The following is a 12,093-nucleotide window of genomic DNA, read 5'->3' as shown; positions in this document are numbered from 1 at the left end:
GTGACCCCTGCAGCGACCCCCTCGAAAGGACCCCTCCCATGGCCGTGAAGGACCTGAAGTTCGCCCTCAACGCGATCCAGTGGATCAACGTGAAGGAGGACCCGGAAGACCTCGAGAGCGCGAGTCTGTGGCGCTTCGCCGACCCCGCGTTCGTCGCCGAGTACCCCGATGTGCTCCGCGAGATCCGACAGGCCGGGTTCGGGGCCACGATGATGGAGGTGCTCGACACGCAGACCCTGCAGAACTACGCGGCGATGGTGCGGGAGTCGGGTCTGACCCTCGCCCCGGGGTACGTGCAGGTTCCGCTGGCGAGCGATCACGGCGGACGGCTCGAGCGCGGCACCTTCGAGCGCATCCACTGGTTCGACGCGGTGCGTCGCAAGGCCGAGGAGTCGAACTACTTCGGGATCGGCACGATCTTCCTCGCCGCCGAGGTCGACCAGACGGCGATCCGCTGGCAGAAGCCGGCCATCGGCGCGGACTTCTCGCAGGATCGCCTCGACGAGCTCACCGACCTGATCGACGAGGCCGTCGACGTGCTGAACGCCGAGGGAGTGAAGCCCGGGCTGCACAACCACGTCGGCACCTGGATCGAGACGCAGCACGAGTACGAGCACGTGCTGAACGCGATCGACGCGCAGCGCCTCGGCGCGGCCTTCGACATCGGTCACCTGGAGTGGGCGGGCATCAGCGCGAAGGACACCATCGCGCGCTGGGCGGACCGCGTGCAGGATCTGCACCTGAAGGATCTCGACCTCGAACTCGCTCGGCGCAGCCGCGAGGAGGGACTGAGCTACGAGCGGGCGACCGACCTCGGACTCTACCTCGAGCCCGGGCTCGGGCAGGTAGACCTGCGGGGCACGCTCGAGCAGCTGCCCGAGGGATGGGACGGCTGGGTGATCATCGAGGTCGATCGCGCCAGCATGGACCCGGTCGCCAGCGCCCACCACACGGCCCGCTGGGTCGCAGAGATCACGGAGTGACACGATGACACTCACCAGGGATCACTTCTCGCTCAACACCCTCCAGTGGATCACCGTCTCGCTCGGCGACTCGACGGGCGACCCGGGCAGCGTCGGATGGGAGTTCGACCGCCCGAGCTTCCTCGCCCGCCAGCCGATCGTGCTCGGTCAGGTGCGCGACGCCGGGTTCTCGTCGGTCATGCTCGAGGTGCTCCCGACCCAGACCCTGCAGGCGTACGCCCGCGTCGTCGCGGACTCGGGGCTGAAGGTCACACCGGGCTACGTGCACATCGGGCTCCCCGAGGAGTTCGGGCGCGATCACACGGGTGACGACGAGGCGCACTTCCGCTGGTTCGACGGCATCCGTCGGCGTGCCGAGGAGTCGCTGTACCTCGGTCTCGACCGCGTGTTCCTCGCGGCCGACATGGCCCCCGGGCGGCCGCGCATCGACGAGGCGGCGGCCTCCGGCCATGCCTTCGACGCCGCGCGGCTCGATCGGGTCGTGAACGTCATCGGCGAGGCGGCGGAGGTGCTGACGGCCGAGGGCGTGACGCCCGCGCTGCACAACCACGTCGGCACGTGGATCGAGACCGAGGCCGAGTACGACCACGTGCTCGACGCGATCTCGCCGTCCCTGCTCGCCGCCGGGCCCGACATCGGGCACCTCGCGTGGACGGGCACGGATGTCGTGGCCTGGGTCGCCGCGCACGCCGATCGCATCTCGGACCTGCACGTGAAGGACATGGATCTCGCGCTCGCGAAGACCGCGCGCGAGAAGAAGACGCCCTACTTCGACGTCATGGCCGAGCGCTTCTTCCTCGAGCCCGGGCTCGGCGACGTGCCGATCCGCGAGGCGCTCGCCGAGCTGCCGGACGACTTCGGCGGTACGGTTCTGATCGAGGTCGACAAGCCCAGCATGGAGCCGTTCGAGAGCGCGAAGACGAGCTGGGCGTGGATCGCCGAGAACTACCCCGCAGCGCCAACGGAGGCACATCGATGAGCACGCATCCCGTCACCCTGTTCACCGGCCAGTGGGCTGATCTGCCGTTCGAGGAGGTGGCCCGGCTCGCCGCCTCGTGGGGCTACGACGGGTTGGAGATCGCGGCATCCGGAGACCACCTCGACCTGCAGCGCGCGGACGAGGACGACGCCTATGCGGCCTCCCGCCTCGAGATCCTCGACCGCCACGGCCTGCAGGTCTTCGCGATCTCGAACCACCTCGCCGGTCAAGCGGTGTGCGATGCGCCGATCGACTTCCGCCATCAGGCGATCCTCCGCGACTACGTGTGGGGCGACGGCGAGGCCGAAGGCGTGCGTCAGCGTGCCGCCGACGACATGAAGCGCGCCGCGCGCGTGGCCCGCAAGCTCGGCGTCGACACCGTGGTCGGGTTCACCGGTTCGTCGATCTGGCCCTACGTGGCGATGTTCCCGCCGGTGCCCGAGTCGGTGATCGACGGAGGATTCGAGGACTTCGCGGCACGCTGGAACCCGATCCTCGATGTCTTCGACGCCGAGGGCGTGCGGTTCGCGCACGAGGTGCACCCGAGCGAGATCGCCTACGACTACTGGTCGTCGGTGCGGGCCCTCGAAGCGATCGACCACCGGGAGGCCTTCGGCTTCAACTGGGACCCCTCGCACATGATGTGGCAGAACATCGATCCGGTGGGTTTCATCGTCGACTTCGCCGACCGCATCTACCACGTCGACTGCAAGGACACCCGACTGCGCCCGCACAACGGACGCGCGGGCGTGCTCGGTTCGCACCTGCCCTGGGGCGACCCGCGCCGTGGCTGGGACTTCGTCTCGACCGGGCACGGTGACGTGCCCTGGGAGGATTCGTTCCGCGCGCTCGACGCCATCGGATACGCGGGCCCCATCTCGATCGAGTGGGAGGACGCCGGCATGGATCGTCTGCACGGCGCAGCGCAGGCAGCCGAGTACGTGCGGTCGCTGCTGTGGCCGAAGCCGACGGCCTCGTTCGACGCCGCATTCAGCAACCAGTGAGCTCCTGGCGCGATCGCTTCACGCGCGAAGCCCTGACCCGGTCGTTCGCCGCGCTGCGCATCCGCGACTACCGCCGATGGAGCATCGCGCAGCTGCTGTCGGCGGCGGGCGGGGCCGCCTCGCAGATCGCGATCGCGTGGCTCGTGGTCGAACTCGGGGGCGATGGGCTCGCGCTCGGTGCCGTGACGGCCTGCATGATGGTGCCGACGCTCGCCCTCGGCCCGTTCATCGGCGTGCTCGTGGATCGCTACTCGCGGCGCTCGGTGCTGCTGGTGACGGCCGTCGCACAGATGGCGGTGGCCGCCGTGCTGGCCGCGCTCGCCTTCGGCGGTGCGCTCGAGATCTGGATGCTGATGGCGCTCTCGCTCGCGCACGGCCTCGCGTTCGCCGCCGACAACCCGGCGCGTCAGCTGCTGGTGCTCGACCTCGTCGGGCGCGAGCGCGTGACGAGCGCGGTGAGCATGAACGAGGTCATCATCAACGGCGCGCGGGTGCTGGGCCCCGCGGTGGCGGGAGTGCTGCTCGTGTTCGCGGATGCCGCGTGGTGCTTCGTCGTGAACGCCCTGGTGTTCGTGCCGTCGATCATCGTGCTGCTGACGCTGCGGCCGCGGTCGCGGCCGACGTCGGCTCCGGTGGTCGAGGAATCGGCCGCGCCCGACCCGCCGACGACGGGCGCCTGGCGGTTCGTGGCCCGCGCGCCTGCGGTGCGGCAGACGCTCCTGCTCGCCGTGTGCGCGGCGGCCGGGTACAACATCGCGGTCGTGATCCCCTTGATCGTCGCGAACGTCTTCCGCGCCGACGGCGGAACCTACGGGCTGCTGGCCGTCGCCTTCGGTCTGGGCGCGTTGCCCGGCGCATTCTTCTCGGCGACCGGGCCGACGACACCGCGCGGCGGCGAGGTGCGGATGCTGGCGGCGCTGATGGGCCTGGCGGTGCTGCTGTCGGCGGCGGCACCCAGTCTGCCGCTTCTGTTCATCGGCCTCGCGGTGGTCGGGGCGATCGTGATGTGGTTCATCGCGCGCGCCAACGCGCTCGTCATGCTCTCGACCCCGACGCCGATCCGCGGCCGCGTCATGGGCATCTGGGCCATGGCGCTGCCGGGATCGACCGTCGTGACCGGCGTGCTCGTGGGTGCGCTCGCGCAACTCACCGACCCGCGCCTCGCCTACGCCGTCGTCGGCGCGGTCACGGTCGTCGTGGCCGCCCTCTCGTGGCGCGCCCTCGGGCGTCACGACGGGAGCGGCGACGGAAGCGGCGACGAGGTCAGCGGTCGCGCAGCCTGACCAAGCGCTCGTGCCCGGTCTCTTCGAGCTCGGCGATGTCGTCGCGGGACTTCAGGAAGTCCGAGAACGACCGGTAGCCGAGTCCCTTCTCGCTGAACGACGGATCCATGCGGCGCATGTGCGTCTTGACCGCCGAGCTGTGCAGCCACTCGTCGGCATCCGCCTTGTCGTGCCCCAGGCGCAGCGCCCGCTCGAGCAGCTGCGTCGCCTCGTTCTGCGGGTCGATCACGGGCTCGGGCGGCGGCGCGGCCGGTGCCGACTTGGCGCGACGCGAGCGGGTGCTCTTCTTGACCGTGTCGGTCGGAGCCTCGGCCGCCGGCTCGGCCTCCGCTTCGGCCGTCTCGGCGGGCGCGGCGACGACCTCGGCCACCGGGGCGGCCTTGACGGGACGGTGCACGCCGGGGAGCGAGTCGTAGGCCTCGAACTCGTCGCAGGCCGCGGCCAGCGACTTCGCGGTGGACCCGGCGACGCCGACGCCGATCACGTACCGGCCGAGACGCTTGCAGCGCTGGGCGAGCGGCACGTAGTCGCTGTCGCCGGCGACGATCACCACGTGCGTGAGGTCGGGCAGGCGGAACATGTCTTCGACCGCATCCACCGCGAGGCGGATGTCTGCCCCGTTCTTCGCGTATGCGGCGGCCGGGAACAGCTGCACCAGGTCGACCGCGCGGGCGACGAGCTGCGAGCGGTAGACCGCGTTCACGGGCGAGGACCAGTCCGCGTAGGCGCGGGTGAGCACGAGCGTGCCGAAGGAGGCGGCGTAGTCGATGATCGCGCCGACCTCGATCATCGCGAGGCTCAGGCGCTCGGCGACCTCGGGATCGTTCGGGTTCTCGCTGATGCGCTGACGGTCCTTGCCGTAGGCGTTACGACCGTGGACCCGGTCGTACCAGGAGATGACGATGTTGTCGAAGTCGAGGTAGACCGCGACGCGGACGTCGGTGGGCTCGGCCATGCTCAGGCCTGCTCGCCGGTCGACTCGCCGGGATAGCGGACGCCGATCTGACGGCGGATCTCGTCGAGCGTGCCCATGATCGCGACGGACTCGGCGAGCGGCAGGATGTCGCCGGCGAGGTTCCCCTCGCGCACGAGGCGTTCGGCGGCGAGAGCCTCGAACTGCATGCCGCGGCCGCCGGCCTCGGGGTCGAGACGCCCGTCGAACTCCTCGAGCACCGTGCCCTCGGGGTCGATCACGCGCAGCACCGACGGCGACCAGAAGAAGCGATCGATCTCGATGCGGGCCTTCGTGCCGAGGATCGTCGCGCGGTTCGGGCCGGCCGTGCGCGACGAGGAGAGCGTGGTCGAGACCGCGCCGCCTTCGTGGGTCATGACGGTCGCGACCTCGGCGTCGGCACCGGTCTCGATCAGACGCGCGACGCTGTGGATGCTGGTGGGCGCACCGAGGATGTCCCAGACGAACGAGATCGGGTAGATCGCCAGGTCGAGGAGGGCGCCCCCGCCGAGCTCGAGCGCGTTCAAACGGTGCTCGGGGTCGGAGGGCAGCAGCTGCGTGTGGTCGGCGCTCACCGAGCGCACCTCGCCGAGGATGCCGGAGGCGACGATCTCACGCACCCGGATCATGTGCGGCAGATAGCGGGTCCACATCGCCTCGGTCGCGAGCAGACCGCGCTCGGTGGCGAGGGCCTGCAGGTCGGCGGCCTCGGCCTGGTTCAGCGTGAAGGCCTTCTCGACGAGCACGTGCTTGCCGGCCTCGAGCGCCAGGCGCGCGTTCGCGTGGTGCATCGGGTGCGGGGTCGAGACGTAGATGATGTCGACGTCGGGATCGGCGACGAGAGCCTCGTAGGACGGGTGGGCGTGCGGGATGTCGAAGCGGGCGGCGAAGGCATCCGCCGATTCCTGCGAACGCGACCCCACGGCCACCAGGTCGAGACCCGCGGCGCGCAGGTCGGAAGCGAACGAGCCGGCGATGCCGCCCGTCGCGAGGATTCCCCATCGAAGACCAGTCATGTCCCCAGCGTAGAGGGTGTGACCGACATGGGAACGCGCCCTACGGCAGCAGCACGATCTTGCCCGCGACGTGCGCCTCGACGAGTTCGTGGGCCCGGGCGGCCTCGGCGAGGGGCAGCTCGGGTCCGAGTTCGATCACGAAGTCGCCGCTGGCGAGGAGTTCGATGGTCTTCGGCAGCGCCTCGGCGCGCCAGGCCTGCTCCTCGTCGGTGAGCGGGACCGGCGAGCCGCCCGAGAAGGCGCGGATGCCGAACGATGCGGCGTCCGGTCCGCGCACGATCGTGCCGATGCGGTCGCGGTCGGCGACGAGCGCGAGTGACACCTCGATGGCTTCGTCGGTGCCGGCGCCGTCGAACACGACGGTGACGTCGGAAGGTGCGGCGTCGCGCACGCGTTCGAGCAGGCCGTCGCCGTAGGCCACGGGGATCGCACCGAGCTCGCGCAGCTGCGCGTGGCGCGAGGGGCTGGCGGTCGCGATCACGGTCGCGCCCCACGCCACGGCGAACTGCACGGCCGCCTGGCCGACGGCACCGGAACCCGCGTGCACGAGCAGCACGTCGTCGGGGCCCACGGCGAGCGAGCGCAGCACCTGATAGGCGGTGCCGGCGGGGATGCCGATGCCGGCGCCCTCCGCGGCGGTCACCGCGTCGGGCAGGAGGGCGAGGTTCTCGGGGCGCACGAGCAGGGCCGACGCGTAGGTGCCGTGGGCGTCGCGGATCGCGACCCGGTCGCCGACCGCGAAGCCTTCCACACCGTCGCCGACCTGATCGACGACACCCGCACCGTCGAAGCCGACCGGGCGGGGTTCGGTGATGGGCGGCGAGGGGCGGCGTCCGCCGCGGATCTTCGCATCGATCGGGTTGACGCCCGCGGCCTCGATGCGCACCACGATCTCGCCGGGACCGGCGAGGGGATCGGGCACCTCCGTGAGGTGGAGGACGTCGGGGGAGCCGATTTCGGTGTAGACGATCGCGCGAGCCATCACCCCACGCTAGTCGAGATGTTCACGAGGCCGAGGCTTTGGCGATACGGGTACGACGTCCACCCGCCTTGTGTGGAACCTCCGGCTGCGGGGCTCGGCGCGGCAGCCGACTTGTTCGCTATGCCGATGATGCTCGTGCGTGCCCGTTTACGGAGAGGAGCGATCGGTGAAGATCAGGAGGAGAACACCCGATTCACGTCAGCGGCCCATTCCGCCGACTTTGGCCAACCGATGTAGAGCGGGTTCTCACCCAAACTCTGTACATACTCTGGAATAGAGACGTCGTCGAGTTCGCCGAAAAGCCACCGATTCGTGATGTCGAGGCAGACCATGTTGAGGAGTCCGACGTCCACTCGCGTTTGATAAAGAGCGTTAAAGTCCACTGGGGTGCTCTTCTTGGATTTTTCTCGGTGGAGTCGTAGCTTCAGCTCCTGAGGCTCGTCCTCCATCGCGGAGGGATCCGTCTCTTTGAGCGCTTCAAGGTCCGGTTCCCAAAATGCGTGCGCTAATGAGTTCCGGTCCTGAGTTACCCGCTTGAGACTCCGAGTGAGGGCGTTAGTGTCGCGCCATCCCTGCGGATAGACGCTCTCTAGGATCTGGATCTTGTCGCTGACGAAACGACCCTTCGCAAGTTCTCGATTTGGGTGGTCCCGATTCACGAGCACCGCAATCAACGTAGTCAGGTTGGCATCCAGATCGGCGGCAGCGAGGAGCACATCTCCGACGTGGAATGAGAGCGCATGTCGCGCGGGCCACTCTGAGGTATCCACGCGTTCTGGGCGCCCGAAATAAGTACCTCCTGGTGGAAGCAAGCCGTGCAAGGGGTCGATTGCGCCGTCTGTCACGCGTTCATGCTAATGGAGTCTCCGCTATCTGCCGACCCATCTGTGACTTTTGGTTCGCTACCCGCGCTACTTCCCCGCGAGGGCCTTCATGATGCGCTGCGGCGACACGGGCTGCGCGGTGCCGAGGCGCTGGGCGAACACGCTCACCCGGTACTCCTCCAGTAGCCAGCGGGTCTCGACGAGCGACGCAGCGGCACCGCGGGGGAGCGGGATCGTTCCCCCGGCATCCTCGAAGGCCTTCGCCATCCGTTCGTACTCGCTCATGCGCGTGCGGTCCTTGCCGGGTTCCGACGAGAGGGTCTTCAACCGGTCGACCATGCCGCTGAGGTAGCGGGGGAAGTGCGCGATCCGGTCGACCCCGGCGGCCGACACGAAGCCCGGATGCAGAAGCCCCGAGAGCTGCGTGCGGATGTCGTTCAACGGCCCGAGGAGGGCGAGGGAGTTCTGCGACTTGATGCCGCGCTCGACCTCGCGCGACTGCGTGAGGATGCGGGCGACGAGCGACACGCATGCGAACAGCTGGTCGACGAGCGCGGCCGACACGGCATCCCGCACCCGCCCGAAGTCTGCCTCGGTGCGCACGACGCCGACACCCCCGGTCGCTGAGCCTGTCGAAGCGTCGATCACCTTCCGCGCCACGGCCGCACGGCAGTCCTCGATGAGCGCGGCCGCCGACGGGTACGGCGAGGCCGCGAGGGCGAGCTTCTCCTGGCTGGTGAGGTGCTGCTGCACGTACGACGAGGGCGACGGCACGGCCAGCAGCACGAGACGCAGCACGCCGTCACGGGTGGCGTCGGCCGCGGCATCCGCCGATGACTCCACGCGCACCGCGACGCTCTTGCCCTCGTCGACGATCGCCGGGTAGCCGCGCACGACGCCACCGGCGACGCGCGTATCGAGCACCTCGGGAAGGTCGCCGAACGTCCAGGCGGTGAGACCCGCCTGCTCGATCGGACCCCGAGCGGATGCCGCGGCCACCGCCTCGGAACCACCCCGTGCGCGCGGTCCGCGCTCGGGCTTCGCGATCGAGCGCGCGACGCTGCTGCGCGCGCGATCGGAGAGTTCCGCCTGCAGGGTCGCGAGGTCGCGGTGGGAACCGGCCACGCGCCCGCGCTCGTCGACCGCACGGAAGTTCATGCGCAGATGAGCGGGCACCCGCTCGTCCTCGAAGTCGGCGGCCGAGACGAGCTGGTTCGCCAGCGGCTGGATCAGGCGCGCGAGCGCCTCCTTCAACGACCTGCTCGGGCGACCGTCGTGGTCTTCGGGTCCCTGGCCCGCGAGCTCGGCGCCGAACTTGTCGGCCCAATCGGCGGCGGGCACGACGTGACGCCGGATCGCCTTCGGCAGCGCACGCAGCAGGCCCGTGATGAGTTCGGCGCGCAGCCCCGGCACCTGCCAGTCGAACCCGGTGTCCTCGATCTGGGCGAGCAGGGCCAGCGGCACCACGACGCTCACGCCGTCATCGGCGGCGCCCGGCTCGAACCGGTAGGCGAGGCCGAGCACCTGGTCGCCCTGCGTCCAGCGGGTGGGGAACTCGTTCTGCGAGGCCCGCCCCTCGTCGTCGATCAGGTCGGCTTCGCGCATGACGAGGAGCTTCGGCGTCGTCGTCAGCGCCTCCCGCCACCACGTCTCGAACGACCGCACGTCGAAGACCTCGGCGGGGATGCGCTCGTCGTAGAAACGGAACACCGCCTCGTCACCGGCGAGGATGTCGCGGCGGCGTTCGCGCTCCTCGAGCTTCTCGAGACGCTTGCGCAGTTCGGCGTTGCTACGCCAGAAGGCGCTCACGCGCTTGTCGATGCGGCTCGGATCCCACTCGCCCTCGACGAGCGCGTGCCGCACGAACAGCTCGCGCGAGGCCGCGCGGTCGATGCGCGCGAACTGCACGCGTCTGCGCGGGATGATCTCGAGGCCGAACAGCGTCACCTTCTCGTAGGCGACGGCCGCGCCGGCATCCTTCGACCAGTGCGGCTCGGTGACCTGGCGCTTGGCGAGGTCGCCGGCGAGCGGCTCGGCCCACGCCGGATCGATCGCGGCGACGGTGCGGGCGAAGGTGCGCGAGGTCTCGACGATCTCGGCCGCGATGACCGCGCGCGGGCTCTTCTTGCGCAGACCCGACCCCGGGAAGATCGAGAAGCGGATGCCGCGCGCTCCCCGGTACTCGGCGATGCGGCGCCCCTTGTCCTTCGCGGGTGCGTGCGTCTTGCCGGCGGGGGCGGTGCGCTCGTCGAGGAGTCCGATCTGCGAGAGGAGTCCCGCGAGGATCGCCCGGTGGATCGCGTCGGGATCGCTGCTGCCGTCGCCCTTCAGCTCGGCGCTCTTCACCAGCGTCTTGAGCTGACGGTGCACGTCGAACCACTCCCGCACGCGCACGTAGTTCAGGTGCTCGGCGCGGCAGAGGCGGCGGAACGCGCTGGATCCGAGCTCGCGCTGCTGTTCGCGCAGGTGGTTCCAGAGGTTGAGCAGGGTGATGAAGTCGCTGGTCGGGTCGACGAAGCGCGCGTGCAGCCGGTCGGCCTCCTCGCGGCGCTCCTCCGGTCGCTCGCGGACGTCTTGGATCGTCATGCCCGACACGATCGGCAGCAGATCGTGGGTGACGCCGTGGCGCCCGGCCTCGATCAGCATGCGGGCGAAGCGCGGGTCGATCGGCATGCGCGAGATGTCGCGGCCGATGCGCGTGAGGTGCGGGGACCCGTCGCGCCGCGACGGTTCGACCGCACCGAGTTCGGTGAGCAGGTCGAACGCCGCCTTGACACCCCGCGAGTCGGGCGGGGTGAGGAAGGGGAAGTCCGAGATGTCGCCGAATCCGAGCGACAGCATCTGCAGGATGACGGAGGCGAGCGAGGTGCGCAGGATCTCGGGCTCGGTGAACTCCGGCCGCTTGGCGAAGTCGTCCTCCGAGTACAGGCGGATCGCGATGCCGTCGCTCGTGCGACCGGCGCGACCGGAGCGTTGGTTCGCGGATGCCTGCGAGATCGCCTCGATCGGCAGACGCTGCACCTTCGATCGGTTGCTGTAGCGCGAGATGCGGGCGGTGCCCGTGTCGATCACATAGCGGATGCCGGGAACCGTGAGGCTCGTCTCGGCGACGTTCGTCGCGAGGATCACGCGGCGGCGGACACCCGCCACTCGGCTGCGCTCGAACACGCGGTGCTGCTCCGCGGCGGAGAGGCGCCCGTACAGGGGGAGCACCTCGGTGGGGGAGCGGTCCTTCGAATACGCGCCCCGCACGGCGTCGGCGGCATCGCGGATCTCGGCTTCGCCGGGGAGGAAGACCAGCACGTCGCCAGGCTCCTCGCGGTCGAGTTCGCGGAGCGCCGCGACGATCGCCGAGACCTCGTCCTCGGGCCCTTCGACAGGCTCAGGGACCCGTGAAGCGTCGTCCGTCTCGTCGTCGTCGGCGTCGGCGACCAGCGGGCGGTAGCGGATCTCGACCGGATAGGTGCGGCCGGAGACCTCGATGATCGGCGCCGGCACTCGGTCGTCGCCCGGGCCGGGAACGGAGAAGTGCTTCGCGAAGCTCTCGGGGTCGATCGTCGCCGAGGTGATGATCACCTTGAGGTCGGGGCGTTCGGGCAGGATGCGCGCGAGGTAGCCGAGCAGGAAGTCGACGTTGAGGGAGCGCTCGTGCGCCTCGTCGATGATGATCGTGTCGTAGCGGGTGAGCAGCCGGTCGCGGTGGATCTCGTTGAGCAGGATGCCGTCGGTCATCAGCGCGATGCGGGTGTCGTCGGACACCTTGTCGGTGAAGCGCACCTTGTAGCCGACGAGGGTGCCCAGCTCGACCTGCAGCTCCTCGGCGACGCGCTCCGCGATCGTGCGGGCGGCGAGACGTCGCGGCTGCGTGTGCGCGATGCGCTCGCGCCCCAGCTCGAGGGCGATCTTGGGGAGCTGCGTGGTCTTGCCCGAACCCGTGGCACCGGCCACGATCACGACCTGGTGGTCGCGGATGGCGTCGGCGATCTCCGCCCGGGCCGCGCTGACGGGCAGCTCCGGGGGGAAGGAGATCACGGGAGAGGACATAGCCCTTCATCGTATGCCGACCTCGA

Annotated in this window: 9 protein-coding genes; 4 read left to right on the top strand and 5 right to left on the bottom strand. The window is 69.9% G+C overall.

All coding sequences use genetic code 11. The annotated features are described in order from the left end of the window. Positions 1–38 precede the first annotated feature (38 nt). From KV396_RS01500 to KV396_RS01485, 4 genes are read left to right on the top strand one after another with little or no spacing between them, the layout of a single operon-like run. Positions 39–983, top strand: coding sequence for a sugar phosphate isomerase/epimerase family protein (locus tag KV396_RS01500; protein ID WP_247956617.1), 945 nt, complete (start codon positions 39–41; stop codon positions 981–983). Positions 984–987: 4 nt separating this feature from the next. Next, positions 988–1,962 (top strand): sugar phosphate isomerase/epimerase family protein, encoded by a 975-nt coding sequence (locus KV396_RS01495; RefSeq protein WP_247956616.1) that lies wholly within the window; start codon positions 988–990, stop codon positions 1,960–1,962. After that, positions 1,959–2,966, top strand: a complete 1,008-nt coding sequence (locus KV396_RS01490) for a sugar phosphate isomerase/epimerase family protein (protein WP_247956615.1) — start codon at positions 1,959–1,961, stop codon at positions 2,964–2,966. The genes KV396_RS01495 and KV396_RS01490 overlap by 4 nt, the downstream gene beginning before the upstream one ends. Further along, positions 2,963–4,249, top strand: a complete 1,287-nt coding sequence (locus tag KV396_RS01485) for an MFS transporter (RefSeq protein ID WP_247956614.1) — start codon at positions 2,963–2,965, stop codon at positions 4,247–4,249. Before KV396_RS01490 ends, KV396_RS01485 begins: the two co-directional genes overlap by 4 nt. Here the strand turns inward: KV396_RS01485 and KV396_RS01480 are convergent. From KV396_RS01480 to hrpA, 5 genes are all read right to left on the bottom strand, one after another. Then, positions 4,230–5,204 carry an NYN domain-containing protein gene (locus tag KV396_RS01480; protein WP_247956613.1) on the bottom strand — a complete coding sequence of 325 codons (975 nt, stop codon included), beginning with the start codon at positions 5,202–5,204 and terminating at the stop codon, positions 4,230–4,232. The genes KV396_RS01485 and KV396_RS01480 overlap by 20 nt on opposite strands. A gap of 2 nt (positions 5,205–5,206) precedes the next feature. Further along, positions 5,207–6,217: a Gfo/Idh/MocA family protein gene (locus KV396_RS01475; RefSeq protein WP_247634266.1), complete on the bottom strand. Its 1,011-nt coding sequence runs from the start codon at positions 6,215–6,217 to the stop codon at positions 5,207–5,209. 40 nt (positions 6,218–6,257) lie between these two features. Continuing rightward, the gene (locus tag KV396_RS01470; protein WP_247956612.1) at positions 6,258–7,199 is read right to left on the bottom strand and encodes an NADP-dependent oxidoreductase; all 942 of its coding nucleotides are present in this window, start codon (positions 7,197–7,199) and stop codon (positions 6,258–6,260) included. A 173-nt stretch (positions 7,200–7,372) separates the two neighbouring features. Next, positions 7,373–8,044: a hypothetical protein gene (locus KV396_RS01465; RefSeq protein WP_247956611.1), complete on the bottom strand. Its 672-nt coding sequence runs from the start codon at positions 8,042–8,044 to the stop codon at positions 7,373–7,375. Positions 8,045–8,110: 66 nt separating this feature from the next. Beyond that, entirely contained in the window at positions 8,111–12,067 is a 3,957-nt protein-coding gene (gene hrpA / locus KV396_RS01460) for an ATP-dependent RNA helicase HrpA (protein ID WP_247956610.1), read from the bottom strand. Positions 12,068–12,093: the final 26 nt, after the last annotated feature.

It is taken from the genome of Microbacterium galbinum, assembly GCF_023101185.1.
Taxonomy (GTDB): Bacteria; Actinomycetota; Actinomycetes; order Actinomycetales; family Microbacteriaceae; genus Microbacterium; species Microbacterium galbinum.
The sequence above is the reverse complement of the archived record's forward strand: the minus strand, read 5'-3'. Positions and strand labels throughout refer to the sequence as shown.

Coding starts and splice junctions, on each gene's coding strand:
- KV396_RS01475 (WP_247634266.1), bottom strand. CDS start 6,217: ATGACTGGTCTTCGATGGGGAATCCTCGCGACGGGCGGCATCGCCGGC.
- hrpA (WP_247956610.1), bottom strand. CDS start 12,067: ATGTCCTCTCCCGTGATCTCCTTCCCCCCGGAGCTGCCCGTCAGCGCG.
- KV396_RS01500 (WP_247956617.1), top strand. CDS start 39: ATGGCCGTGAAGGACCTGAAGTTCGCCCTCAACGCGATCCAGTGGATC.
- KV396_RS01470 (WP_247956612.1), bottom strand. CDS start 7,199: ATGGCTCGCGCGATCGTCTACACCGAAATCGGCTCCCCCGACGTCCTC.
- KV396_RS01480 (WP_247956613.1), bottom strand. CDS start 5,204: ATGGCCGAGCCCACCGACGTCCGCGTCGCGGTCTACCTCGACTTCGAC.
- KV396_RS01490 (WP_247956615.1), top strand. CDS start 1,959: ATGAGCACGCATCCCGTCACCCTGTTCACCGGCCAGTGGGCTGATCTG.
- KV396_RS01495 (WP_247956616.1), top strand. CDS start 988: ATGACACTCACCAGGGATCACTTCTCGCTCAACACCCTCCAGTGGATC.